Origin of the sequence: Pseudomonas sp. GM74 (genome assembly GCF_000282455.1) — a bacterium.
GTDB lineage: Bacteria > Pseudomonadota > Gammaproteobacteria > Pseudomonadales > Pseudomonadaceae > Aquipseudomonas.
In genome coordinates, this window is the sequence record NZ_AKJG01000105.1 from 12403 (window position 1) to 39044 (window position 26642).

22 protein-coding genes and 2 tRNA genes are annotated in these 26642 nt (G+C 60.2%); 19 read left to right on the forward strand and 5 right to left on the reverse strand.

Translation table 11 applies throughout. The annotated features are described in order from the left end of the window. Positions 1–146 precede the first annotated feature (146 nt). The 6 genes from PMI34_RS08000 (at position 147) to PMI34_RS07975 (ending at position 7139) form a co-directional block, all read left to right on the forward strand. On the forward strand, positions 147–2597 hold the full coding sequence (locus PMI34_RS08000; protein ID WP_008052143.1) for a penicillin acylase family protein: 2451 nt from the start codon (positions 147–149) through the stop codon (positions 2595–2597). A gap of 344 nt (positions 2598–2941) precedes the next feature. After that, positions 2942–3724 (forward strand): transporter substrate-binding domain-containing protein, encoded by a 783-nt coding sequence (locus tag PMI34_RS07995; RefSeq protein WP_008052144.1) that lies wholly within the window; start codon positions 2942–2944, stop codon positions 3722–3724. Positions 3725–3780: 56 nt separating this feature from the next. Further along, positions 3781–4509, forward strand: coding sequence for an ABC transporter permease (locus PMI34_RS07990; protein ID WP_008052145.1), 729 nt, complete (start codon positions 3781–3783; stop codon positions 4507–4509). Then, the gene (locus tag PMI34_RS07985) at positions 4506–5216 is read left to right on the forward strand and encodes an ABC transporter permease (RefSeq protein WP_008052146.1); all 711 of its coding nucleotides are present in this window, start codon (positions 4506–4508) and stop codon (positions 5214–5216) included. The genes PMI34_RS07990 and PMI34_RS07985 overlap by 4 nt, the downstream gene beginning before the upstream one ends. 26 nt (positions 5217–5242) lie before the next feature. Continuing rightward, complete coding sequence (locus PMI34_RS07980; RefSeq protein WP_008052147.1) at positions 5243–6361, forward strand: succinylglutamate desuccinylase/aspartoacylase family protein; 1119 nt, start codon at positions 5243–5245, stop codon at positions 6359–6361. A gap of 13 nt (positions 6362–6374) precedes the next feature. Beyond that, on the forward strand, positions 6375–7139 hold the full coding sequence (locus PMI34_RS07975) for an ABC transporter ATP-binding protein (protein ID WP_008052148.1): 765 nt from the start codon (positions 6375–6377) through the stop codon (positions 7137–7139). A gap of 131 nt (positions 7140–7270) precedes the next feature. Here the strand turns inward: PMI34_RS07975 and PMI34_RS07970 are convergent, their stop codons facing one another. Both PMI34_RS07970 and dcd read right to left on the reverse strand, forming a co-directional pair. Continuing rightward, a complete protein-coding gene (locus PMI34_RS07970) occupies positions 7271–7480 on the reverse strand; it encodes a hypothetical protein (protein ID WP_008052149.1) in 210 nt (69 codons plus the stop codon). A 107-nt stretch (positions 7481–7587) separates the two neighbouring features. Further along, positions 7588–8154, reverse strand: coding sequence for a dCTP deaminase (gene dcd, locus PMI34_RS07965; RefSeq protein WP_007940589.1), 567 nt, complete (start codon positions 8152–8154; stop codon positions 7588–7590). A gap of 353 nt (positions 8155–8507) precedes the next feature. Here dcd and PMI34_RS07960 point away from each other — a divergent pair, with 353 nt between their 5' ends. Beyond that, positions 8508–8717 carry a cold-shock protein gene (locus tag PMI34_RS07960; RefSeq protein WP_002554837.1) on the forward strand — a complete coding sequence of 70 codons (210 nt, stop codon included), beginning with the start codon at positions 8508–8510 and terminating at the stop codon, positions 8715–8717. A 149-nt stretch (positions 8718–8866) separates the two neighbouring features. Here PMI34_RS07960 and PMI34_RS07955 read toward each other — a convergent pair whose 3' ends face one another. After that, a complete protein-coding gene (locus PMI34_RS07955; protein ID WP_008052150.1) occupies positions 8867–9874 on the reverse strand; it encodes a DUF481 domain-containing protein in 1008 nt (335 codons plus the stop codon). Between the two features lie 163 nt (positions 9875–10037). Between PMI34_RS07955 and PMI34_RS07950 the strand changes: the two genes are divergently transcribed. The 4 genes from PMI34_RS07950 (at position 10038) to PMI34_RS07935 (ending at position 14826) form a co-directional block, all read left to right on the forward strand. Then, positions 10038–10391 carry an MGMT family protein gene (locus tag PMI34_RS07950; RefSeq protein WP_008052152.1) on the forward strand — a complete coding sequence of 118 codons (354 nt, stop codon included), beginning with the start codon at positions 10038–10040 and terminating at the stop codon, positions 10389–10391. A 44-nt stretch (positions 10392–10435) separates the two neighbouring features. Continuing rightward, entirely contained in the window at positions 10436–11995 is a 1560-nt protein-coding gene (locus PMI34_RS07945; RefSeq protein WP_008052153.1) for an AmpG family muropeptide MFS transporter, read from the forward strand. A gap of 142 nt (positions 11996–12137) precedes the next feature. Further along, the gene (locus PMI34_RS07940; RefSeq protein WP_008052154.1) at positions 12138–13853 is read left to right on the forward strand and encodes a proline--tRNA ligase; all 1716 of its coding nucleotides are present in this window, start codon (positions 12138–12140) and stop codon (positions 13851–13853) included. Between the two features lie 19 nt (positions 13854–13872). Then, positions 13873–14826 carry a hypothetical protein gene (locus tag PMI34_RS07935; RefSeq protein ID WP_008052156.1) on the forward strand — a complete coding sequence of 318 codons (954 nt, stop codon included), beginning with the start codon at positions 13873–13875 and terminating at the stop codon, positions 14824–14826. Positions 14827–14956: 130 nt separating this feature from the next. Here PMI34_RS07935 and dinB read toward each other — a convergent pair whose 3' ends face one another. After that, positions 14957–16018, reverse strand: coding sequence for a DNA polymerase IV (dinB, locus tag PMI34_RS07930; RefSeq protein WP_008052157.1), 1062 nt, complete (start codon positions 16016–16018; stop codon positions 14957–14959). A 300-nt stretch (positions 16019–16318) separates the two neighbouring features. Here dinB and PMI34_RS07925 point away from each other — a divergent pair. The 4 genes from PMI34_RS07925 (at position 16319) to PMI34_RS07910 (ending at position 20921) form a co-directional block, all read left to right on the forward strand. Further along, positions 16319–16395 (forward strand) — tRNA-Met (locus tag PMI34_RS07925). A gap of 232 nt (positions 16396–16627) precedes the next feature. Then, positions 16628–16704: transfer RNA gene (locus tag PMI34_RS07920), tRNA-Met, on the forward strand. Between the two features lie 279 nt (positions 16705–16983). After that, on the forward strand, positions 16984–19626 hold the full coding sequence (gene mprF, locus PMI34_RS07915) for a bifunctional lysylphosphatidylglycerol flippase/synthetase MprF (RefSeq protein ID WP_008052158.1): 2643 nt from the start codon (positions 16984–16986) through the stop codon (positions 19624–19626). Next, positions 19626–20921, forward strand: coding sequence for a virulence factor family protein (locus tag PMI34_RS07910; RefSeq protein ID WP_008052159.1), 1296 nt, complete (start codon positions 19626–19628; stop codon positions 20919–20921). Before mprF ends, PMI34_RS07910 begins: the two co-directional genes overlap by 1 nt. Before the next feature lie 60 nt (positions 20922–20981). Here the strand turns inward: PMI34_RS07910 and PMI34_RS07905 are convergent, their stop codons facing one another. Then, positions 20982–22883: a potassium transporter Kup gene (locus PMI34_RS07905; RefSeq protein ID WP_008052160.1), complete on the reverse strand. Its 1902-nt coding sequence runs from the start codon at positions 22881–22883 to the stop codon at positions 20982–20984. Positions 22884–23176: 293 nt separating this feature from the next. Here PMI34_RS07905 and rimO point away from each other — a divergent pair, with 293 nt between their 5' ends. The 4 genes from rimO to PMI34_RS07885 all read left to right on the forward strand — a co-directional run bounded on the left by rimO (position 23177) and on the right by PMI34_RS07885 (position 26545). Next, on the forward strand, positions 23177–24514 hold the full coding sequence (gene rimO / locus PMI34_RS07900; RefSeq protein ID WP_008052161.1) for a 30S ribosomal protein S12 methylthiotransferase RimO: 1338 nt from the start codon (positions 23177–23179) through the stop codon (positions 24512–24514). Positions 24515–24626: 112 nt separating this feature from the next. Further along, a complete protein-coding gene (locus PMI34_RS07895; protein WP_008052165.1) occupies positions 24627–25100 on the forward strand; it encodes an acetyltransferase in 474 nt (157 codons plus the stop codon). A 191-nt stretch (positions 25101–25291) separates the two neighbouring features. Further along, a complete protein-coding gene (locus PMI34_RS07890; protein ID WP_007971163.1) occupies positions 25292–26002 on the forward strand; it encodes an rRNA pseudouridine synthase in 711 nt (236 codons plus the stop codon). 75 nt (positions 26003–26077) lie between these two features. Beyond that, positions 26078–26545, forward strand: coding sequence for a DUF1456 family protein (locus tag PMI34_RS07885; RefSeq protein WP_008052166.1), 468 nt, complete (start codon positions 26078–26080; stop codon positions 26543–26545). The last annotated feature ends 97 nt before the right edge of the window (positions 26546–26642 follow it).

Here is a 26642-nt window from a genome sequence, read left to right on the forward strand (position 1 = left end):
ACATCACCGATTACCGCTGGCAAGCCACTGTTGAGGCTGCGATCTTTGACAAATCCTGAAATAACCTCTTACCCCGCTTGCGCGGCCATCGCCTGCTCACTAACGTAGCGCCTTTATTGCGCCACCACCCCCGCAGGAGCTTTGCCATGGCCTCGCCAGCCCTTACTCATTTTCTACCCCGGTTCGGCGTTGCCGCAGCAGTGGCCGGTGTGTTGAGCCTGACCGGTTGTCAGAACTTCAACGCCCAGGACACCCTCCCGCCGACCTCCGGTGTACAGCCACTCAAGGGCCTGGCGCAGAGCGTTTCGGTGCGTCGCAATGCCATGGGCATGCCACTGATCGAAAGCAACAGCTTCCACGACGCGCTGTTCACCCTCGGTTACGTACATGCCAGCGACCGCATCACCCAGATGGTCACCCTGCGCCTGCTGGCCCAGGGCCGTTTGGCCGAGATGCACGGTGCAGACCTGCTGGATGCCGACCGTTACATGCGGGCGGTCAACCTGAAGAAAAGCGCCGCCGAGTTGTACAAGGCTTCTTCGCCGCGCCTCAAGCGTTTCTTCGAAGTCTATGCACGCGGGGTCAACGCCTACCTGTTCCGCTACCGCGACAAACTGCCGGCGGATCTGACAGCCACCGGCTACAAGCCTGAATACTGGCAACCGGAAGATTCGGCGCTGATTTTCTGCCTGCTGAACTTCAGCCAGTCGACCAACCTGCCGGAAGAAATTTCCTCTCTGGTACTGGCCCAGACCGTCACCACCGACAAACTGGCGTGGCTGACGCCGTCGGCTCCCGACGAAAAACTGCCGGCCGCCGAAAGCGAAAAACTGCAAGGCATCAAGCTCAACGGGCAAGTACCGGGGCTGGCCGAACTCAGTAAGGCCACTGGCCAACTGTCGGACCTCAACCTGCTGGGCGCCACCTCGTCGAACAACTGGGCCATCGCCCCGCAACGCAGCCGCAGCGGCAAGAGCCTGCTGGCCAGTGACAGTCACGGCCCGCTGGGCGTGCCTTCATTGTTCAGTTACGTGCAGATTCGCGCGCCGAAGTATCAGGCGTCCGGCGTGACCATCGCGGGCCTGCCGATGGTGCTTGGCGGTTTCAACGGCAAGGTGGCGTGGAGCATGACGTCCGTGATGGGCGACAACCAGGACCTGTTCCTGGAGAAGATCAAGCGCCAGGGCAACGGGCTTGCCTACGAAAACGCCGGGAAGTGGCAACCGGCGATCGTGCGCAACGAAACCTATTTCGTCAAAGGCCAGCGGTCGATTCGCGAAGCGGTGTACGAAACCCGCCATGGCCCGCTACTCAACAGCGCCCAGGGCACCACGCTGGCCAATGGTTTCGGCCTGGCCTTGCAGACGCCGAACTTCACCGACGACAAAACCCTGGACGCGTTCTTCGACCTGTCCCGCGCTCAGAGCGTCGAGAAAGCCTCGGATGCCAGCCGCGAAATTCGCGCCATTGCGCTGAACCTGGTGTTCGCCGATGCCAGCCACATCGGCTGGCAAGTCACCGGTCGTTACCCGAACCGTCGTGAAGGCGAAGGCCTGCTGCCCTCGCCGGGCTGGGAAGGTCGTTACGATTGGGACGGTTACGCCGACCCAATGCTGCACCCGTACGACCAGGACCCGGCTCAGGGTTGGCTCGGCACCGCCAACCAGCGAGTCATTCCCCATGGCTACGGCATGCAGTTGTCCAATTCATGGGCGGCTCCGGAGCGCGGCGAGCGCCTGGCCGAACTGGCCGGCGCAGGCAAACACGACAACCGCAGCCTGATCGCCATGCAATACGACCAGACCACCAACTTCGCTGCCAAGCTGAAGAAAATGTTTGAAGCGCCGGGTATGGCCCAGCCACTCAAACAAGCCATGGACGCCTTGCCGCCGGCCGATCGCGCCAAGGCACACGAAGCCTACAGCCGCTTGATGGCGTTCGACGGCAAGCTCGGCCCGGCCTCCACCGATGCGGCCATCTACGAACTGTTCCTGCAGGAAAGCACGCGGCAGATCTTCCTCGATGAACTGGGCCCGCAAAGCAGCCCGGCGTGGAAAGCCTTTGTCGCCGACGGCAAGTTGTCCTACGCGGCCCAGGCCGATCACTTGCTCGGGCGTGAGGACAGCCCGTTCTGGGATGACGTGCGCACCGCACAGAAAGAAGACAAACCAGCCATCCTCGCTCGCAGCCTCGCCGCCGCAATCAGCGCCGGCGACAGCCAGTTGGGCGGTGATCACAAAGCCTGGCAGTGGGGCAAACTGCATCGCTATGAATGGAAAAACAGTAGCGGCCAGACCGTACGCGGCCCCCTGCCGGCCGGCGGCGATCACACCACCCTCAACACCGCCGCCTTCGCCTGGGGCCAGGACTTCAACACCACGCTGGCGCCAGCCATGCGCTTTATCGTCGACTTCGGCCAGTCCGAACCGCTGATGGCGCAGAACGGCACCGGTCAGTCCGGCAACCCGGCCAGCCCGAACTACCTCAACAGCATCGAGCCGTGGCTCAAGGGCCAGTACATGAGCCTGCCGATGCAGCCGCAGAGCTTCGACAACGCCTATGGCAAGGCGCGGTTGACGTTGACACCAGGAAAGTAACCCAGCCCTTTACTTGCTCGCGATGGCGGTCCGACATTCAACATAGAGGTTGAATGTCGGACCGCCATCGCCGTTGCGCTGACGCAAGGACAAGTCGTGTCGACGAGGTGGAGAGACTGGCACCCCGCTCAGTCAAACCGTTTTTTGTGGCGAGATGATTTGGTGCACCCATTTCCCTGCGCCCGTTTTCGTGCATAAATCTGTCTCCGGCCATTTCCAAGCACCTTTTAAAACGCTTGTTCGGCACTCTGGTTCGGAAATTGCTACTTTCAACAGGTCTTACGCTTTCCAGTAACAATAATTCTGCGCCACAAGCGCTCATATTGGTTTTTAGGGATTGAATAATGAAAAAAGCATTGCTGACCCTTTCTGCACTGGCGTTGTGCATGGCTGCCGGCTCCGCCATGGCGAAGGAATACAAAGAACTGCGTTTCGGCGTTGACCCTTCCTACGCACCGTTCGAATCGAAAGCGGCCGATGGCAGCCTGGTAGGTTTTGACATCGATCTGGGCAACGCGATCTGCGCCGAACTGAAGGTCAAGTGCAAATGGGTCGAAAGCGATTTCGACGGCATGATTCCGGGTCTCAAAGCCAATAAATTCGACGGTGTGATCTCGTCGATGACCGTTACCGAAGCCCGCGAAAAAGTCATCGACTTCTCCAGCGAACTGTTCTCCGGCCCAACCGCCTACGTGTCCAAGAAAGGTTCTGGCGTGACTGAAGACGTCGCCTCGCTCAAGGGCAAGACCGTCGGCTACGAACAAGGCACCATTCAGGAAGCCTATGCCAAAGCCGTTCTGGACAAGGCCGGCGTGAAAACCCAGGCCTACGCCAACCAGGATCAGGTCTACGCCGACTTGACTTCCGGTCGTCTCGACGCAGGCATTCAGGACATGCTGCAAGCCGAACTGGGCTTCCTGAAGTCGCCACAGGGCGCCGACTACGATGTCAGCAAGCCGGTCGACAACGCTTTGCTGCCATCCAAGACAGCCATCGGCATTAAGAAAGGTAACACCGAGCTGAAAGCACTTTTGGATAAAGGTATCAAAGCGTTACACGATGATGGCACCTACGCCACCATTCAGAAGAAACACTTTGGCGATCTGAATCTGTACAGCGGCAAATAATGCCCGGCGCCCATCTCTCGATGGGCGCTTTTTTCATCCGATCAGGTTGCTGATTTATGTTCGAAAACCTATTAGAAAATCTGGGGCTCTCTGCCTTCAGCCTCAAGGGCTTCGGTCCGCTGCTGATGCAAGGCACCTGGATGACGATCAAGTTGTCGGCGTTGTCGCTGTTGGTAGCCGTGTTGCTCGGGCTGCTCGGCGCCAGTGCCAAGCTTTCAAGATCGGCACTGCTACGCGTCCCTGCGCAGGCCTACACCACCCTCATTCGCGGCGTTCCGGACCTGGTCCTGATGCTCTTGATCTTCTACAGCCTGCAAACCTGGCTGACCTCCCTTACCGATTACATGGAATGGGAATACATCGAGATCAACCCGTTCAGTGCCGGGGTCATTACCCTGGGCTTCATCTACGGTGCGTACTTCACCGAAACCTTCCGTGGCGCGATTCTCGCGGTCCCACGGGGTCAGGTCGAAGCGGCCACCGCCTATGGCCTCAAGCGCGGCCAGCGTTTCTGGATCGTGGTGTTCCCGCAGATGATGCGTTATGCCCTGCCGGGTATCGGCAACAACTGGATGGTGATGCTCAAGGCCACCGCCCTGGTGTCGATCATCGGCCTCGCCGACCTGGTCAAGGCTGCCCAGGACGCCGGTAAGAGTACCTATCAGCTGTTTTATTTCCTGGTGCTTGCCGCGTTGATTTACCTGGTGATCACCAGCGCATCCAACTTCATCCTGCGCTGGCTCGAACGTCGTTACTCCGCCGGGACCCGAGAGGCCGTACGATGATCGAACTCCTGCAGGAATACTGGAAACCATTCCTCTATAGCGACGGCAACAACATCACCGGCCTGGCCATGACGATGTGGCTGCTCAGCGCTTCGATCTTCATCGGTTTTATCGTGTCGATCCCGCTGTCCATCGCCCGCGTATCGCCGCACTTCTACATCCGTTGGCCGGTGCAGTTCTATACCTACCTGTTCCGTGGCACGCCGCTCTATATCCAGTTGCTGATCTGTTACACGGGGATCTACAGCCTGGCCGCCATTCGGGCCCAGCCAGCACTGGACGCATTCTTTCGCGATGCGATGAACTGCACGATCCTGGCCTTCGCTCTGAACACCTGCGCCTACACCACGGAGATTTTCGCCGGGGCAATCCGCAGCATGGCCCACGGTGAAGTGGAAGCGGCCAAGGCTTACGGCCTGACCGGCTGGAAGCTGTATGCCTACGTGATCATGCCGTCGGCCCTGCGTCGCTCGTTGCCGTACTACAGCAACGAAGTGATCCTGATGCTGCACTCGACCACCGTGGCCTTCACCGCGACCATCCCCGACATCCTGAAAGTCGCGCGGGACGCCAACTCGGCGACCTTCCTGACCTTCCAGTCGTTCGGCATCGCCGCGCTGATCTACCTGACCGTCACTTTTGCGCTGGTCGGCCTGTTCCGCCTTGCCGAACGCCGATGGCTGGCCTTCCTCGGGCCGACCCACTAGGTCTCAACCTGCTTCAGGAACAACAGATGCGCCACCAGAAACATGACCTGCTGGCCCCGTTGCCGGGGACCGCACGACAGATCCACAGTTTTCACTTCGGCCCACACCCGGCCAACCGCAAGATCTACATCCAGGCCTCCCTGCACGCCGACGAAATGCCCGGCATGCTGGTGGCCTGGCACCTCAAGCAACGCCTGGCGGAGCTGGAAGCCGCCGGTCGCCTGCGCAGCGAAATCGTGCTGGTGCCCGTCGCCAACCCGGTAGGCCTGGAACAGGTACTGATGGATGTGCCGCTGGGCCGCTACGAGCTGGAAAGCGGCCAGAACTTCAACCGCTGGTTCGTCGATCTCAGTGAGGAAGTCGGCAACGCGATCGAAGGCAAGCTCGGCGACGATCCGCAGCACAACATGCAATTGATCCGTAGCAACCTGCGCGAGGCGCTGGCCCGGCAGACCGCCGGCACCCAATTGCAATCCCAGCGTCTGACCCTGCAACGATTGGCCTGCGACGCCGATATGGTGCTCGATCTGCATTGCGATTTCGAAGCGGTCGCCCACCTCTACACCACACCTGAAGCCTGGCCGCAGGTCGAGCCGCTGGCCCGCTACATCGGCGCCGAAGCCAGCCTGCTGGCAACCGATTCGGGTGGCCAGTCGTTCGACGAATGCTTCACCCTGCTCTGGTGGCAGTTGAAGGAGCGCTTCGGCGAGCACTTCGACATTCCGCCAGGCAGTTTTTCGGTGACCGTCGAACTGCGCGGTCAGGGCGACGTCAACCACCCGCTCGCCAGCCTGGATTGCCAGGCGCTGATCGATTACCTGATCCATTTCGGCGCAATCGCCGGCGAACCCTCGCCCCTGCCCGAGCTGCCCTACCCGGCGACACCGCTGGCCGGTGTTGAGCCGGTGGCCACGCCGGTTGGCGGGCTGCTGGTGTTCACCGCATTACCGGGTCAATACCTGGAAGCCGGGCAACTGATCGCCGAGATCATTGATCCGGTCAACGATCTGGTCACTCCCGTTCATTGCGCCACAGCCGGGCTGATGTATGCCCGCTCGCTGCGCCGCATGGCCACTGCCGGCATGGTGATCGCCCACGTCGCGGGCACCGAAGCCTATCGCAGCGGCTATCTACTTTCGCCTTGAGGATGCACGCCCCATGTACAAATTGACCATCGAAGGCCTGCATAAAAGCTACGGCGACCATGAAGTCCTCAAAGGTGTTTCGCTCAAGGCCAAAACCGGCGACGTCATCAGCCTGATCGGTGCCAGCGGCTCGGGTAAAAGTACCTTTCTGCGCTGCATCAACTTCCTGGAACAACCCAACGACGGCGCCATGAGCCTCGACGGGCAGAACATCCGCATGATCAAGGATCGTCACGGCATGCACGTGGCCGACGCCAATGAACTGCAGCGGATTCGCACCCGCCTGGCCATGGTGTTCCAGCATTTCAACCTGTGGAGCCACATGACGGTGCTGGAAAACATCACCATGGCGCCGCGCCGGGTGCTGGGCTGCGACAGGAAAGAAGCCGAGGACCGCGCCCGGCGTTACCTCGACAAGGTGGGGCTGGCTTCCCGCGTGGCTGACCAATACCCGGCCTTCCTGTCCGGCGGCCAGCAACAACGGGTAGCGATTGCCCGCGCACTGGCCATGGAACCGGAAGTCATGCTGTTCGACGAACCGACCTCGGCGCTGGACCCGGAACTGGTGGGTGAAGTGCTCAAGGTGATCCAGGGCCTGGCCGAAGAAGGCCGGACCATGATCATGGTGACCCACGAAATGAGCTTCGCCCGCAAAGTGTCGAGCCAGGTGCTGTTTCTGCACCAGGGCCTGGTGGAGGAAGAAGGCGCACCGGAAGAGGTGCTGGGCAATCCGAAAAGCGAGCGGTTGAAGCAGTTCCTCAGTGGCAACCTGAAGTAACGACTACAGAAAAAACTGTGGGAGCGGGCTTGCTCGCGAAGGCGGTGTGTCAGGCGGCATGAATGCCACTGATACTCCGCCTTCGCGAGCAAGCCCGCTCCCACATTTTTTGATCTGTAGTGCCTGGATTATCAGACAACAGGCGCAGGCGGCGGCTCATCCGGCAGCGTAGGTTCGCCCGGTTCATTAGGCTGTTCATTCGGGGTATCAGGATCAGGCTGGCCGGGGATGCCCCCTGCCATGCTGACGGGCGGATGTGCCAACAGGGACCAGGCCAGAACGCCAACCTGATTGGGTTCAAGTCTTGCCAGTTCGGCACTGATTCGCGGATCGATCTTCATTCGGCACTCCTGAGCGATGGCCCGACCCGCCTTGCGCGGGTCGGAACAGTACACCCCATAGAGTGTACGCCCGCTCAGGAATTCCCGACATTTGTCAGACGGTTGACTCAGGTGCGCGGCAGGGTCACGCCACGCTGGCCCTGATACTTGCCGCCACGGTCCTTGTAGGAAACTTCACATTCTTCGTCAGACTCAAGGAACAGCATCTGCGCCACGCCTTCGTTCGCGTAGATTTTCGCCGGCAGATTGGTGGTGTTGGAGAACTCCAGGGTCACGTGGCCTTCCCACTCAGGCTCGAGCGGCGTGACGTTGACGATGATGCCGCAGCGCGCGTAGGTGCTTTTACCCAGGCAAATGGTCAAAACGTTACGCGGAATGCGGAAGTATTCGACGGTGCTGGCCAGGGCGAAGGAGTTCGGCGGAATGATGCACACGTCGCTGTGGATGTCGACGAAGCTGCCGGCATCGAAGTTCTTCGGGTCGACGATGGCCGAATTGATGTTGGTGAACACCTTGAAATGATTGGTGCAACGCACATCGTAGCCATAGCTCGACACGCCGTAGGAGATCACACGGCTATCGTCGCTGCCACGCATCTGGCGCTCGACGAAAGGCTCGATCATGCCGTGTTCCTGCGCCATGCGGCGAATCCACTTGTCCGATTTGATGCTCATGGCGGGTGTCCTGAATAGCGAGGTCGAAAAATTCTGTCCGGCATCTTACCGGGCGCGCCGCCGGGTTCAAAGTCCGCGGTGCAATTCTCGCCGAACAGCCAGGAATTACCTGCTCTGGCGACGAACCGTCACACCGCCGATCCTTAAAACAGAGAAACCTTCGCAAGAAGCATTGGCACGTCCCGGAAAAAGGGTTAAGGTGGCGTCACTGTGCTGCTTGTGTCACTGAGAATCTCTACACGATATGTTGAATTTCGATCCAACCATCTACAAGAATTTTTCCTGCTCTTTGCACTCAGTCTCGGCCAGGGTTCTTCCTGAGTCGCAGTTATCTTTGTTCAAGGAGTTACACCATGTCTAATCGCCAAACCGGTACCGTTAAGTGGTTCAACGATGAAAAAGGCTTCGGCTTCATCACTCCACAATCCGGTGACGACCTGTTCGTTCACTTCAAAGCTATCCAGTCCGACGGCTTCAAAAGCCTGAAAGAAGGCCAACAGGTTTCTTTCATCGCTACCCGCGGTCAGAAAGGCATGCAAGCTGAAGAAGTTCAAGTTATCTAACTTGTACTTGCTTTAGTAAAAAGCCCCGCCCTCAACAGCGGGGCTTTTTTGTGGGCGGGTGTTTTGTCCACGCAAAAAAGATCGCCGCCTTCGACAGCTCCCGGATAGACCCTCCAGGAGCTGTCGAAGGCGGCGATCTTTTGATGCTATTACCAGGTCACGCCAAACCCTGCGGTGTAGCGTGTCTTGTCCAGATCCGAATCGTCAGTGCCGCTGATGATGTCGCGCTCTGCCTTCATGTTCAGCGAAGCCCAGTCAGTCACCTTGTAGCGCAACCCCATTTCGGCATCGAGCGCGTAGTCGGCCACACCCGACAGCGGCTTGCCAACCTCGCCATTGGTGAAGAACTCGACACGCTTGCCGACCAGGTAACGGTTGTAGTCCCACGTCATGGCCAGGGCGTAGAAATTGTCCTTGCTGCCATCGGAGAATTCATAGTCCGTGCGGTTGATCAGCGAGCCCAGGGAGAACGCCCCGAGTTCGTTATCCCAGAACTGATAGCCGGGACCGGTACCGACCGTGCGTTGGCGGGAAAGATCCTCGACCTTGTCGCGCTTGTAGACCAGGCGCCCCTGCCAGAACCATTGCTCGGTCAGGAATCGGTCGATGGAGTACTCGGCCCTCCAGTTGTCCGTGGTCACCACGTCGTCCTGGAACTCACGGTTGTATTCACCTTCAGCGGTGTGCCGCCAGCGACCGTGTCGCGCACTGGTCTTGAAATCGATGTCGTAGTCATCGGTGTCGTTTTCCGCCCGCTGGTAATCCAGCGCGATATCGACGTTGCCTTTCCACACCAGATCCTCGACCACAGGTTTTGGCTTGAGGATCTGCTGGATGCTCGCCAGCTCGACCGTCTTCGGTGCATCGCCGTTGGCCAGCGTAACCTTGCCGGCGTCCGCCGCTTTCAGCGATTTGGCTTTCTCGCCACTGTAGGCATCCTGCTTGACCAGCAACTCTTGATCGCTGTCCAGGGTCTTGACCTGTTTCCAGTCGATCGTCACCGCACCGGCGTACTCGGTCTGGATCAGCAGCTTGCCGCCATCGAACAGCGTGATCTCGCCGCTCAGCTTGTCACCGTTCTTCAACCACACGGTATCGGCCAGCAAGGGAGGGGATGCGCCAAGGACGGCGAGACACAGCAGGGATCTGGACAACATAAACAAAATACAGGCTCAGGCTTGCGAGAAAAGTCGGCATTATCCGTGGGAACAAGGCCCTGACAAGGACTGACCCGACTATTTCTGTTGAGTTCATTTCTCAACTTCCTGCGAAGGAATTACTCTAAAGATTGTAAAGCAAACCTTTTCAGGACTGACGGACGTGACCGATCCAACCGATGAACCCGAGAGTGCAGCGCAAATCCGACGCACGGTGCTGTATTTGACGCTGGCACAGGTACCCGAGGGCAAAGTCGTCAGCTACGGCCAACTGGCAGAGCTTGCAGGACTGGGTCGCGCCGCCCGCTGGGTCGGGCGCACCCTCAGTCAACTGCCTGGCGACAGCAAGCTGCCCTGGCACCGTGTTCTGGCCGCAAACGGGCGCATCAGCCTGCCGGCGGGCAGCCCTTCGGGTGATGAGCAGCGCGCACGATTACGCATGGAGGGCATCAGTATCCTGAATAATCATGTTGATATTCAGCGCCATGGCTGGCGTCCGGTAGAGCACAGCGGTTAGAGTGCGCGCTTTGTTTCCGTATTTCTTGAGGCAGACTCCAGCCCATGCCCCGTAAAACCTGGCGCGCCGCGCTCGCCGCTTATGCCAGCCCCTCGACACTCGTGCTGTTGCTGCTTGGTTTCGCCGCCGGCTTGCCCTACATGCTGGTGTTTTCGACACTTTCAGTCTGGCTGCGTGAAGCTGGCGTGGCGCGTGAAACCATTGGCTATGCAAGCCTGATCGGCCTGGCGTATGCCTTCAAATGGGTCTGGTCACCCTTGCTCGACCAATGGCGACTGCCATTGCTCGGCAAACTCGGTCGACGACGATCCTGGCTCGTGCTGTCCCAGGCACTGGTCATCCTTGGCCTGATCGGGATGGGTTTCTGCGACCCGCAAAAGCATTTGTCCTGGCTGATCGCCATTGCCGTCGTCGTCGCTTTCGCATCAGCGACGCAGGACATCGCGGTCGACGCTTACCGCCTGGAAATCGCCGAAGACAATCGTCAGGCCGCACTGGCCGCCAGCTACATGTCCGGTTACCGGGTCGCTGCGCTGCTGGCTACCGCAGGCGCGCTCTACTTCGCCGAAGGCTTTGGCTCCACCGGCTTCAACTACAAGCATTCGGCCTGGGCCGGCACCTACATCCTGTTCGGCGCCCTGATGGTCCCGGCACTGCTGACCAGCATGTTCATGCGCGAACCGCCGGTCCCGTTGCGCACGCAACTGCAGGCCGGGCGCTACAGCTTCGTGCATCAACTGGCCTCAGTGTTCGTGCTGATCATTTTGCTGGTGTCCGTGCCGGCCATGTTCACCCAGCTCTACAACACCGACTTCGCCAGCGTATTGTTCGAAGGCGTGAGCCCTCTCGACCTGCTGCTCGAAGACCGCGCCTTCCTGCGGGCCATCCTCTATATCACGCTCACCGCCCTGTGCCTCTCGGCCATGGGCCGTCGCGGCCTGGCGCCTGTGCTGACACCGGTCAACGACTTCATCCTGCGATACCGCTGGCAAGCGCTGCTGCTGCTCGGCCTGATCGCCACCTATCGGATGTCCGATACGGTCATGGGTGTGATGGCAAACGTGTTCTACATCGACCAGGGTTTCACCAAGGACCAGATCGCCAGCGTCAGTAAAATCTTCGGCCTGATCATGACCCTGGTCGGCGCCGGTATGGGTGGCCTGCTGATCGTGCGTTTCGGCATCCTGCCGATCCTGTTCATCGGCGGTGTCGCGTCCGCGGCGACCAACATCCTGTTCCTGATGCTCGCCGACATGGGCCCCAACCTGAACATGCTGGTGCTGACCATCTCCCTGGACAACTTCAGCTCGGGCCTGGCGACCTCGGCGTTCGTCGCCTACCTGTCGAGCCTGACCAACCTCAAGTTCTCCGCCACCCAATATGCCCTGCTCAGCTCGATCATGCTGTTGCTGCCACGCCTGATCGGCGGCTACTCCGGAGTCATGGTGGAGAAATTCGGTTACCATGACTTCTTCCTGATCACCGCCCTGCTAGGCGTCCCGACCCTGCTGTTGATCGCCTTGCACTGGTTCCAGGAAAACCGCCGTGAAGGCCCGACACCGACACCGGAACCGGTGCAGACTCCGATCGCCGAAGAGTCGTAGACTCTTACGCAGGAAGAATCGCGGAGGGTCGAGTGAATCGTGCCCTCCTGCCACACCAGCGACCGCACGCCTGTACGCCAGCGGATCTCGCCCGTACAATGCTCCGTCATTTCTCGTCATCAGCAATCGATAACGGCCAACCATGCGCACCAGTCAATTTTTGCTCGCCACACAAAAAGAAACGCCTTCCGACGCGGTCGTGATCAGCCACCAGCTGATGCTGCGCGCCGGCATGATCCGCAAACTCGCCTCGGGCCTGTACACCTGGCTGCCGATGGGCTTGCGGGTAATGCGCAAGGTCGAAGCCGTCGTTCGTGAAGAAATGAACGCCGCCGGCTCTCTCGAAGTGTTGATGCCGAGCACGCAACCGGCTGAGCTGTGGCAGGAATCCGGGCGCTGGGAAGAGTACGGCCCTGAATTGCTGCGCTTCAAGGATCGCCACGGTCGCGACTTCTGCGCAGGCCCGACCCACGAAGAAGTCATCACCGATCTGATGCGCAACGAATTGAGCAGCTACAAGCAGCTGCCGATCAACCTGTACCAGATCCAGACCAAATTCCGTGACGAAATCCGCCCACGCTTCGGCTTGATGCGCGGCCGCGAATTCATCATGAAGGACGCCTATTCGTTCCACGCTGACCAGCCTTCGCTCCAGGTCACCTACGACCGCATGCACCAGGCTTATTGCAACGTGTTCACCCGTCTGGGCCTGAAGTTCCGCCCTGTAGAAGCCGACAACGGCTCCATCGGCGGTGCCGGCTCCCATGAGTTCCACGTACTGGCCGAATCCGGTGAAGACGACATCGTGTTCAGCAACGGATCCGACTACGCGGCGAACATCGAGAAAGCCGAAGCCGTGCCTCGCGAGACCTCGCGCGGCGCTCCGAGCGAAGAGCTGCGCCTGGTCGATACGCCGAACGCCAAGACCATTGCGCAACTGGTCGAAGGCTTCAACCTGCCGATCGAGAAAACCATCAAGACCCTGGTGGTGCACGCCGAAGAGAAAGGCAAGCTGATTGCCCTGATCATCCGTGGCGACCATGAGTTGAACGAAATCAAGGCCGCCAACCAGCCTGGCGTTGCCAGCCCTCTGGTCATGGCATCCGAAAGCGAGCTGCGCGAGGCCATTGGTGCCGGCGCCGGTTCCCTCGGCCCGTTGAACCTGCCGCTGCCAATCATCATCGACCGTTCGGTCGAGCTGATGAGCGACTTCGGCATCGGCGCCAACATTGACGACAAACACTACTTCGGCGTGAACTGGGAGCGTGATCTGCCTGTTCCGACCGTTGCCGACCTGCGCAACGTCGTGGCCGGCGACCCGAGTCCGGACGGCAAGGGCACCCTGGAGATCAAGCGCGGCATCGAAGTCGGGCACATCTTCCAGCTGGGCAACAAGTACAGCAAAGCGATGAAGTGCGAAGTGCTGGGCGAAAACGGCAAGCCGGTCACCCTGGAAATGGGTTGCTACGGCATCGGCGTGTCCCGCGTGGTGGCAGCTGCCATCGAGCAGAACAACGACGAAAACGGGATCATCTGGAGCGACACCCTCGCGCCTTTCCAGATCGCCCTGGTGCCGCTGCGCTACGAAACCGAGCAGGTTCGCGAAGCCACCGACAAGCTGTACGCGGAACTCACCGCTGCCGGGTTCGAAGTGCTACTGGACGACCGCGACAAGAAAACCAGCCCGGGCATCAAGTTCGCGGACATGGAACTGATCGGCATTCCACACCGGATCGTCGTCAGCGACCGCGGCCTGGCCGAAGGCAACCTGGAATACAAGAGCCGTACCGAGGCCGACGCACAAGCACTGCCGGTCGCCGACGTACTGTCCTTCCTTCAGGCCCGCATCCGCCGCTGATAGCAGATATAGAGACGTCATGTTCAAGCGAAACACCTTAGGCCTCGGTGGCGCCGCCTTGTGCGGCGCCCTGCTGGTCAGCGGCTGTGCCAATCACATGTCACAACGCAGCGAGCACGAGGAACGGGTCGAGCGCAAATTGCTCGATCACAGCCTGCAGATCGATGTCGGTGAGCCCAAGGTGCTTGAGCTGCCGCAACGGCGGGTGAAAATCCACGAGCAGAAGACCTTCGAAGTCACCGAGTACGAAGTCACTCGTCACTACGACCGCTATACGCCGTACCAACCCTGGCGGGAGATTTACGAAATCCCGCTGGGCGCGGTGGCCGTGGTGGCGGGTGTCGGTGCCAACGTGGTCAATGTGTTCGCCCTCGGCAACCTGCCGGACAGCGTGACCAAGGACTGGCTGAGCTACGGTTTCGCCGGGCTCAACCCGCTCATGAACGTGCAGTCCCATGGTCGCGCGCAGCAGAACCTGGCCGGCATTGACGAAGTCCAGCGCGACAAGCGCACGGAGTACTCAAGCCTGCCCTGGAGCGAGCGCCCGGTCGAGGTCAAGGCCGGCAAGGAAACCTTCGAACTGACCACCGACAAAAACGGCGTATTGCGCCTGAATCTGTTGGACAACCCGTTCGCCGAACATGACATCAATCATCTGAGCCGGCTGCTGATTCGTGTCGAGGATGCCCAGGACGACGTACACAGCGACTCCTCGCTGGCCGTCAGCAGCACCTTGCGCAGCAAGCTCTATGAGGCCCACGGGCTGATTTATGACGATCTCGAAGGCGACGAAGTCAATCAGTGGGTCCACCGGGTCAAGCGCCTGTCGGAACTTGGTCTTGAAGAAGAAGCCAGCGAACTGGAACAGAGCCTGATCGAACTGACGCGCAATGATCCCGAATTGCAGACCGAATTCCTGAAGTCACTGGCCCGCAATGGCGAGCGACTGGTGGCGAATCCGGGACTCAATTAAAGCCAAAAAGCTTCGTCGGATCACCGCCCGGAGCAAGCCCGCTCCCACAGTTGATCACGCTATCCATTGTGGGAGCGGCGGTGCGGCGATCCGACTTGCTCGCGAAGGGGCCCGCACATTCACCACTCAACTACCGCTCAAACAACTCCATCTGCTCGAACCCGCCCCGCAAGTCCTCCAGCCGCACGCCTACCCCCAACAACCGCACCGGCTTACCGCCGCGATTGAAGGCCTGGGTCAGCATCAACTGATAACTCCCCAGATCCCGCCCTGCCCCGGCCTGCTCCAATGTAGTCTGGGTGAAGTCGTGAAACTTCACTTTGACGAATGGCTTGCCCGGACGGTAGCTGCTGTCGATTCGCGCCATGCGACCCGCCAGGGTCTCCAGCAGCTCGGGCAACTTGTCTAGACAGCTCTTCAGGTCCGGCAGGTCAACGTCGTAGGTATTTTCAACACTGATCGACTGACGACGACTGTCGTTGTGCACTGCACGCTCATCGATCCCACGGGCCAGGCTCCAGAGTCGCTCGCCAAAGCTGCCGAACTCACGCACCAACGCCAACTTGTCCCACTCGCGCAATTGCAGGCAATCGGTGATGCCCAGCTTGCCGAGCTTGTCGGCGGTGACTTTGCCGACCCCGTGCAACTTGCTCACGGGCAAACCGCTGACAAAGTCCTCGACCTGGTCCGGAGTGATGACAAACAAGCCGTTGGGCTTTTTCCAGTCACTGGCGATCTTGGCCAGAAACTTGTTCGGCGCCACGCCCGCCGACACGGTGATATGCAACTGATTGGAGACGCGGCGCCGGATGTCCTGGGCGATTCGCGTTGCACTGCCAGCGAAATGCGCGCTGTCCGACACATCAAGGTACGCCTCATCGAGCGAGAGCGGCTCGATGATCTCGGTGTAATCGCGAAAGATCGTGTGAATTTCCCTGGACGCTTCTCTATAGGCATCCATGCGTGGCTTGACGATAGTCAGGTCCGGGCACAGCTTCAAGGCATGTCCGGAGGACATCGCCGAACGCACTCCGTACGCTCGTGCCTCGTAATTGCAGGTGGCAATCACCCCACGCCGGTCCGCCGATCCGCCTACCGCCAGTGGTTTACCGGCGAGGCGTGGGTCGTCGCGCATCTCGATGGCGGCATAGAAGCAGTCACAATCGACGTGGATGATCTTGCGTTGGGTCATAGCAAAGCCGTGTTCATGGCAAAGAAAAGGCGTCATGGCGTGCCGGACAAACAGTATCTCACCGACACCTGTATATAGCACCAGTAGTCTGAATGTTCTTTTCCAATCGTAGGAAGAGTCGATTATGAATTTATTTTTTCAATCGAAAAATCACTTCCAATAGACCCACAGGCCTTACCCCGCCTGCCTCACAGACCGCCAGGCCTTCACTTTTTAACGCTAACCGATTGAACAGGAAGAGGTTTTATCGGAATTTGAGGTTGACACCCGAACGCATCTCTATAGAATGAGCCCCACAGACGCGGGATGGAGCAGTCTGGTAGCTCGTCGGGCTCATAACCCGAAGGTCGTCGGTTCAAATCCGGCTCCCGCAACCAAACATCAAGAAAGGCTACTCGAAAGAGTGGCCTTTTTTGTGCGCGCTCGTTTTGTAGCACCGAACGACGAAACAACGCCTGGACGCTCAACCAGACCGAAACCGGAAATCGTTCTGATTCCGAAACTTAGGCCACCCCTGCGACCGTTTGACGCGATTCAACATTTATTTGACCTGCTTCAGGATTAACGGTTGACACCCCGGTGTATCTCTATAGAATGCCGCCACACAGACGCGGGATGGAGCAGTCTGGTAGCTCGTCGGGCTCATAACCCGAAGGTCGTCGGTTCAAATCCGGCTCCCGCAACCAAACATCAAAAAAGGCTACTCGAAAGAGTGGCCTTTTTTGTATCTGTTGAAAAAGTCCTTTCGCAACAATGACCTGCCACTGTGTAGCAAGCCGTTCGGGGAGCCCCGATGCGCCGGGTTCAGACTATGCTCAATCACAGGCTGAAGCCTTCACGACTGATGAGGCGCCATCCCTGCTGCCGGGTGATAGGCGTTAATATTTGTGATTATTTTTTTCTACAGGGATTGGTAACTTGGCTGGATACCTCCATCCTGTCGCGCACAATCCAAGAGGTGATTGATGCGCGCCAACTCGTCTGATTCACAAGACACTGTCACAGCGACACAACCGATCAATGCCGAGCGCCTGCACCTGCTTGATCGATTGAGCAAGTACCGTCAACCCATCGGCCTGGCGATCACCCTGCTGCTGTTCGCGATCGCGCTGATTGCCTGTCGCCACCTGTTGAGCGAACTCGACCTTGACGCGCTTCACGACTCGATCCTCGAGGTTCCAAAACCTGCCTTGATGGGCGCACTGGGCGCAACCATGGTGGGCTTCATCATTCTGCTCGGCTACGAATGGTCGGCCAGCCGCTATGCCGAAGTGAACCTGGCACCACGCACGTTGGCGCTTGGCGGCTTCACGGCCTTCGCCATCGGCAACGCCATCGGTCTTTCAATGTTGTCGGGCGGCTCGGTTCGCTATCGCCTCTATGCCCGCCATGGCCTGGGAGCGGCAGAAGTCGCCCGCATGACGTTGTTCGCCAGTCTCTCGCTGGGTTGCGCCCTGCCACCGCTGGCCGCCCTGGCGACGCTCAGTGACCTGCCAGCGGCGTCCTCCGCCCTGGGGCTCTCCGAGACGTTGCTGGGCGTGGTGGCGACCGCCGTGCTCGTGCTGTTTTCCGTGTTGACCATCGGTATCTACCGTCGTCGGCTGCCGGATCAGCCTTACCCGGACAACTTGCTGGTCAGGGTCGGGCGCCGCACCTTGCGCCTGCCCGGGCGTCGCCTGACCTTCCTGCAATTGGTCATCACCGCCCTGGACGTAGCGGCCGCCGCTACCGTGCTCTATCTGCTGCTGCCGGAAACGCCACCCTTCGGTGCGTTCCTTCTGGTTTACCTGCTGGCCCTGGCCGCTGGCGTGCTCAGTCATGTGCCGGGCGGTGTCGGGGTGTTCGAGGCGATCTTGCTGGCGGCCTTTTCCGACACCCTGGGTGCTGCGCCACTGGCGGCCGCCCTGCTGCTCTATCGCTTGATCTACGTGGTCCTGCCCCTGTTGGTGGCCTGTCTGTTGTTGCTGGTCAATGAAGGTCAGCGCCTGTTCCAGACGCGCCAGACGTTACGCGCGGCCTCGGGCCTGGCGGCGCCGATACTGGCGGTGCTGGTGTTTCTGTCCGGCGTTGTCCTGCTGTTCTCCGGCGCCACCCCGGAAATCGATACCCGCCTGGAACACATCGGTTTTCTGATCCCCCATCGACTGGTCGATGCTTCGCACTTCGGCGCCAGCCTGGTCGGCGTGCTTTGCCTGCTGCTGGCCCAGGGCCTTCGCCGCCGGCTGTCGGCCGCGTGGATGCTGACCACCATTCTGTTGCTGGTCGGCGCCCTGCTCTCGCTGCTCAAAGGCTTCGACTGGGAAGAAGCCAGTCTGATGGTGCTGACGGCGAGCCTGCTGGGGGTATTCCGCCGCTCGTTCTATCGCCCCAGCCGCCTGACCGAATTGCCGTTCTCGCCACTGTATCTGGTGGCCAGCCTGTGCGTACTCGGTGCGTCGATGTGGCTGCTGCTGTTCGCCTACCAGGACGTGCCGTACAGCCACCAACTCTGGTGGCAGTTCACCCTCGACGCCGACGCCCCTCGCGGCCTGCGCTCGCTGCTCGGGGCTGCCGTGCTGCTGGTGGTGGTGTCCCTGACCTGGTTGTTGCGCACCGCGCGCCCGGTCATTCACCTGCCCACGCCCGACGAACTGGAGCGCGCCAGCAAGATCCTCATGGCATCGGCCCAACCGGATGGCGGCCTGGCACTGACCGGTGACAAGGCGCTGCTGTTTCACCCCAATGACGAAGCCTTCCTGATGTACGCCCGTCGCGGCCGCAGCCTGGTGGCACTGTATGACCCGATCGGCCCGGGCCAGCAACGGGCGGAAATGATCTGGCAGTTCCGCGACCTGTGCGACATCCACCATGCCCGTCCCGTGTTCTATCAAGTGCGCGCCGAGAACCTGCCGTACTACATGGACATCGGCCTGACCGCGATCAAGCTCGGCGAAGAAGCCCGGGTCGACCTCAAGCGTTTTGATCTCGAGGCCAAGGGCAAAGAGATGAAGGACCTGCGCTACACCTGGAACCGTGGCACCCGTGACGGCCTGTCACTGGAAATCCATGAGCCAGGCCAAGCGCCTATGGACGAGCTCAAGGTGATTTCCGATGCCTGGCTGACCGGCAAGAACGTCCGGGAGAAAGGCTTCTCGCTGGGTCGTTTCAGCGATGACTACCTCAAGCATTTCCGCATCGCGGTGATTCGTTTCGAAGGACGCCCGGTGGCGTTCGCCAACCTGCTCGAGACCTACGGCCATGACCTGGCCAGCCTCGACCTGATGCGCGCGCACCCGGATGCCCCGAAGCTGACCATGGAGTTCATGATGGTCGGCCTGATTCAACATTATAAAAACCATGGATACGCGCGTTTCAGCCTGGGCATGGTGCCGCTGTCGGGGTTGCAACCCCGTCGTGGCGCACCACTTACCCAGCGCCTGGGCTCGATGGTATTCCGCCGTGGTGAGCAGCTGTACAACTTCCAGGGCTTGCGCCGCTTCAAAGACAAGTTCCAGCCTGATTGGGAACCCCGTTATATGGCCGTGCCCGCCGGACTCGATCCGCTGGTTGCGCTGGCCGACACTGCCGCCCTGATCGCGGGCGGCTTGACCGGATTGGTGAAACGCTGATGATTCAACGCTCCTTGCGGTATGTATTGGGCACGCTGGTGATAGTGGCCCTGATTCTCGGTGGCGGTTTCTGGTACCTGAAACGCCCGGCACCGGAACCGACCCTCGAATGGCTGACCCCGGCCGATGGTGCGGCGATGACCCGTGTGATCCCCGGCACCACGCCACGCGCCCAAGTGCTGGTGGCGGTCAACGAAGACCAGAAACTCAGCGACAAGCAATTGATGACCCTGAGCCGCAGTGGCTCAGCGCAAATTGTCCAGGTGATCCTGCCCAAGGATTGCCTGCTGCAAAGCCGTGCCCTGCAATCGGGCCTGCGGGAGCTCAAAGGCCCGGCGACCCTGGTCAGCGGCATCGGCCCAGGCGCCGTGCTGGCCTGGCGCTGGTTGTCCGAGCAAAAGGACGACAAAGCCTACGCCGTCTCGGTCGACCTGGCCCTGGAAAAGGGTGGCTGCACTCACCTGTTGCCCAAAAGCGCCGCCCACGGTCACTGGCTGGCGGCGTGGAACGACAACCCGGACGACACCAGTGCCGGCTTCGTGCGTGATCAACCGAACGCCGAAACCAGCATCAGCGACTACGACATCAACCTGCCGCAAGTGCTGAACAACGAACTGCGCAAGATCCTCGTCGGCGGCGACAAAGCCGCTGGCGGCCTGCAGATTCCGGTGGTCGAAGTGCCGGCAGGCCAGGCCAGGGACACCGTGACCCTGTTCCTGTCCGGCGACGGCGGCTGGCGCGACCTCGACCGCGACGTGGCGGGCGAGATGGCCAAGATCGGCTACCCGGTGGTCGGCATCGACACCCTGCGCTACTACTGGCAACACAAGAGCCCGGAGCAAAGCGCGCTGGACCTGGCTGAACTGATGCAACACTACCGGCAGAAATGGGGCACCAAGCGCTTCATCCTGACCGGCTACTCGTTCGGCGCCGACGTACTGCCGGCGATCTACAACCGTCTGGCCGAGTCGGAGCAGAATCGCGTTGACGCAATCATCCTGCTGGCCTTCGCCCGTACCGGCAGCTTTGAAATCGAAGTCGAAGGCTGGCTCGGCAACGCCGGCAAGGAAGCCGCCACCGGCCCGGAAATGGCCAAGCTGCCAGCCGCCAAAGTGGTGTGCATCTACGGTGAAGAAGAAACCGACGAGAGTGGCTGTACCGACAAGACGGCGGTGGGCGAAGCGATGAAACTGCCCGGCGGTCACCACTTCGACGAGAACTACCCGGCGCTGGCCAAGCGTCTGGTAGAGATCATCGAGAAGCGCCAGCTGAAGGAAACAGCTGCTACAGAGTGATCTGACAGCCAGCAAAATAGCCCTCGTTACCTCACGGCAACGGGGGCTTTTTGATGAGGCTTACATCTCGACCTGAGTACCCAACTCAATCACCCGGTTCAACGGCAGATTGAAGAAGCGCAAATTGCCGTTGGCGTTCTGCAACATGAACGCAAACAGCGCCTCACGCCAGCGGGACATGCCTTCGAGCTTGGAGGCGATGACCGTTTCCCGGCTGAGGAAGTAGGTGGTGCGCATCGGGCTGAAGTCCAGCTCCTCGAGATGACACAGCTTCAGCGCTTTCGGTACGTCCGGCTCGTCGGTAAAGCCGAAGTGCAGGATCACCCGGAAGAAACCTTCGCCGTAGGAATCCACCTCGAAGCGCCGTGTTGGCGGCACCCGCGGGATGTCTTCGTACACCACCGTCAGCAGCACCACTTGCTCGTGCAGCACCTGGTTATGCAGCAGGTTGTGCAACAGCGCGTGGGGTACGGCATCCGGCCGCGCCGTCAGGAACACGGCGGTGCCCTGAACACGATGGGGAGGCTGTACGGCAATGCTGCTGATAAAGATCGGCAGCGGCAATCCACCCTCATCGATACGCTCGACCAGCAACTGCTTGCCGCGTTTCCAGGTGGTCATCAGCACAAACAGCGCGAAACCGGCGATGACCGGGAATGCACCGCCCTGAACGATTTTCGGCACGTTGGCGGCGAAGTACAAACCATCTACCAGCAGGAAACCCAACAGCAGCGGCACCACAAGGACCGGTGGCCACTTCCACAGCAGCAGGATCACCGCGGACACCAGGATAGTGGTCATCAGCATGGTCCCGGTCACCGCCACACCGTAGGCCGAGGCCAGGGCACCGGAGGATTCAAAACCCAGCACCAACAGCACCACGCCGACCATCAGCGCCCAGTTCACCGCGGCGATGTAGATCTGGCCCTGTTCGGCGCTGGAGGTGTGCTGGATGTGCATGCGCGGGATGTAACCGAGCTGGATCGCCTGGCGGGTCAGGGAGAACGCACCGGAAATCACCGCTTGCGAGGCAATCACCGTGGCCAGGGTCGACAGGCCGACCAGCGGGATCAATGCCCAGCTCGGTGCCAGCAGGTAGAAGGGGTTACGGGCAGCTTCCGGGTCGCCCAGCAGCAAGGCACCCTGGCCAAAATAGTTCAGCACCAGCGCCGGCAGCACGAGGATGAACCAGGCACGAGCGATCGGCTTGCGGCCGAAGTGGCCCATGTCCGCATACAGCGCTTCGGCACCGGTCAATGCCAGTACTACAGCGCCGAGAATTGTCACACCCATGCCCGGGTGGTCGATGAAGAAGCGCACGCCCCACACCGGGTTCATCGCTTCCAGGACCTCTGGATGCTGGCTGATGCCATAGACGCCCAATGCACCCAGTACAAGGAACCAGGTGACCATGATTGGTCCGAACAAAATGCCGATGCGCGCCGTACCGTGACGCTGGATCAGAAACAGCGCGACCAGCACCACCAGCGACAGCGGCACGACCCAATGGTCGATGCCTTCGAAGGCCAACCCCAGACCTTCAATCGCCGACAGCACGGAAATCGCCGGGGTGATCATGCTGTCGCCATAGAACAACGCCGCGCCGATCAGTCCGCAGACCACCAGCAACGTGCGCAATTTGGCGTGCCCCGCCGCTGCCCGCCGGGCCAGTGCGGTCAAGGCCATGATCCCGCCTTCGCCCTGGTTGTCGGCGCGCAGCACGAACATCATGTACTTGATCGACACGACCCAGATCAGCGACCAGAAAATGAGCGCCAGAATCCCCAGCACCCCGTCATGGTTGACCGGCACGCCATAGCCTCCGGAAAACACTTCCTTGAGGGTGTACAACGGACTGGTGCCGATATCGCCATAAACCACCCCGACTGCCGCGACCAGCATGCCGATCGGCTTGACCGCCGAATGCTCGGCACCTGCAGCCTGACTACTTGCCTGACCCATCCACCACTCCTACTTCTCAGACCCGGGCTTCTTTCAAAGAAGCACTATGCTTTGTCGTGCAGCATGCGCTGTTTTACTTCACGTTACAGACGTTTTGTTGACAGTAAAAAATCAGTAAAGCGTAACGGCGCGAAGCATAGCGCAGCACTCGTCGTATTTCCCTGCATAAAGCTGGTCAAGTGAGCGACTCATCGCTAGAATTGCGCACTTTTTGATCAGAGGCGCAGTTCAAGCGCCCGTCCGTCGGTTTTGCCCTGCCCGGCAAGCGGCGTCACAAAATACCGAGGTTAGACATGTCCACCACTCCTGCGCCGGCCAATCCAAAGGTTGGCTTCGTATCCCTGGGTTGCCCCAAAGCACTGGTCGACTCCGAGCGCATCCTTACCCAGCTGCGCATGGAAGGCTATGACGTGGTGTCCACCTACCAGGACGCCGACGTCGTGGTAGTCAACACTTGCGGCTTTATCGATTCGGCCAAGGCCGAGTCCCTGGAAGTGATCGGCGAAGCCATCAAGGAAAACGGCAAGGTCATCGTGACCGGCTGCATGGGCGTCGAAGAAGGCAACATTCGCAACGTACACCCGAGCGTGCTGGCCGTGACCGGTCCACAGCAATACGAGCAAGTGGTCAACGCGGTGCACGAAGTCGTGCCGCCACGCCAGGACCATAACCCGCTGATCGACCTGGTGCCACCACAAGGCATCAAGCTCACCCCGCGCCACTACGCCTATCTGAAGATTTCCGAAGGCTGCAACCACAGCTGCAGTTTCTGCATCATCCCGTCGATGCGCGGCAAACTGGTCAGCCGTCCGGTGGGCGACGTGCTCGACGAGGCACAGCGCCTGGTCAAGTCCGGCGTCAAAGAGCTGTTGGTGATCTCGCAAGACACCAGCGCCTACGGTGTCGACGTGAAATACCGCACCGGTTTCTGGAACGGCGCGCCGGTGAAAACCCGCATGACCGAACTCTGCGAAGCCCTGAGCACCCTCGGCGTCTGGGTTCGCCTGCACTACGTTTACCCGTACCCGCACGTTGACGAGCTGATCCCGTTGATGGCCGCCGGCAAGATCCTGCCGTACCTGGACATCCCGTTCCAGCACGCCAGCCCGAAAGTGCTGAAGTCGATGAAACGCCCGGCCTTCGAAGACAAGACCCTGGCGCGGATCAAGAACTGGCGTGAAATCTGCCCGGACCTGATCATCCGTTCGACCTTCATCGTCGGCTTCCCGGGCGAGACCGAAGAAGACTTCCAGTATCTGCTGAACTGGCTGACCGAAGCCCAGCTCGACCGCGTCGGCTGCTTCCAGTACTCGCCGGTAGAAGGCGCACCGGCTAACGACCTTGATCTGGAAGTTGTCCCGGATGACGTCAAGCAGGACCGTTGGGAGCGTTTCATGGCGCACCAGCAAGCCATCAGCTCGGCGCGCCTGCAAATGCGCATCGGCCGCGAGATCGAAGTGCTGGTCGATGAAGTCGACGAGCAAGGCGCCGTAGGCCGCTGCTTCTTCGACGCCCCGGAAATCGACGGCAACGTATTCATCGACAACGGCAGCAACCTCAAGCCGGGCGACAAGGTCTGGTGCAAAGTGACCGACGCCGACGAATACGATCTTTGGGCTGAACAGATCTAAACGCAAAAAATACGCAAAGCCCCGCTCTCCTGACGAGATGCGGGGCTTTTTTACGGCTATTGTTTGAGGTTGAAAGGATTCATATCAACCACTGCACAAGAGGCAGACAGGCATGCGTCAGCATTCGGTCATCCACACGCCGAAACTCGGCGACTACGAAGAACTGACCCGGGTCTGGGAGGCCTCGGTCCGCGCCACCCATGATTTTCTGCCAGACAGCTACATCGAGCTGCTAAAGAACCTGGTGCTGACTCGCTATCTCGACTCGGTGATGCTGATCTGCACCAAGGATTCGAACCAACGCATCACCGGGTTCGCCGGTGTCGCGGCCGGCAAGATCGAAATGCTCTTCATCGACCCCGACCATCGCGGCCAGGGCCTGGGCAAGAAATTGCTGCGCTATGCCCTGGAACACCTGAACGCCTGCGAACTGGACGTCAACGAACAGAACCCGCAAGCCTTGGGCTTTTACTTCAAGCAGGGCTTCGAGGTCATCGGTCGCTCGGAAGTCGATGGCATGGGGCAGCCGTATCCGTTGTTGCACATGCGTATGCGTCAGGCTGAAAAACTCACACGCAGTGGCTGACACAACCAGGAACCAAATGTGGGAGCGGGCTTGCTCGCGAAGAGGCCATCAAATTCAACATCAATATTGGCTGATAAACCGCTTTCGCGAGCAAGCCCGCTCCCACAAAAAGCCTCACGGCGTAAATGGACCCGCGATTAACCGGCGCCAGGCAGGTACAATGCCCACCCCCTTTTTGTTACGGCCCTGACATGACTGACCCGATTCGTCTCTCCAAACGCCTCATCGAACTCGTCGGCTGTTCCCGTCGGGAGGCTGAGCTGTTCATCGAGGGCGGCTGGGTCACCGTCGACGGTGTGGTCATCGACGAGCCGCAATTCAAGGTCGACACCCAGAAGGTCGAGCTTGATCCCGAAGCCAAGGCCACCGCGCCGGAACCGGTGACCCTGCTGCTCAACGTGCCCGCCGGCATGGACGCAGATACCGCCATGGCCACCCTCGGCGCCGAGACCCTGAGCGAAGAGCACCGCTACGGCAAGCGCCCGTTGCGCGGGCACTTCCTGCGCCTGACCGCCAGCACCGACCTGCAGGCCAACGCCAGCGGGCTGCTGGTGTTCACCCAGGACTGGAAAATCCTGCGCAAACTCACCGCCGACTCCAGCAAGATCGAGCAAGAGTATGTGGTCGAGGTTGAAGGCGAGATGGTGGCCCACGGCCTGAACCGCCTGAACCACGGCCTGACCTACAAGGGCAAGGAGTTACCGGCGGTCAAGGCCAGCTGGCAGAACGAGAACCGCCTGCGCTTTGCCATGAAGAACCCGCAGCCGGGCATCATCGCCCTGCTCTGCCAGGCGGTCGGCCTCAAGGTCGTCGCCATCCGTCGCATTCGCATCGGCGGCGTGTCCATCGGCAAAGTGCCGGTGGGGCAATGGCGCTACCTGTCCGGTAAAGAGAAGTTCTAAGGCTTTTCTCGCCGCCACACATTTCGGCGCCGCGCCTGGCCGCGACGCCCACAGTTGAATATCAGGACTGCACACATGATTCATAACGACGTACTGCGCAGCGTGCGCTACATGCTCGACATCAGCGACAAGAAAACCATCGAGATCATCAAGCTCGGCGGCCTGGACGTGACCCTGCCGGACCTGCTGACCTACCTCGACAAGAAAGAGGAAGACGAGGAAGGCTTCGTACGCTGCCCGGACGAAGTCATGGCGCACTTTCTCGACGGCCTGGTGATCTTCAAGCGCGGCAAGGACGAAAGCCGTCCGCCACAGCCGATCGAAGTGCCGGTGACCAACAACATCATCCTGAAAAAGCTGCGAGTGGCGTTCGAGCTCAAAGAAGACGACATGCACGCGATCCTCAAGGCCGCCGAGTTCCCGGTGTCCAAGCCGGAGCTGAGCGCGCTGTTCCGCAAGTTCGGCCACACCAACTATCGCCCGTGCGGCGACCAACTGTTGCGCAATTTCCTCAAGGGCCTGACCCTGCGCGTGAGAGCGTAAAACAGCGACACCCTTTGTAGCAGCTGCCGAGCCCGCGAGGCTGCGTTCGGCTGCGAAGCAGTCGTAAAATCAGTTATTGCGATACGTCAGGCAGGCC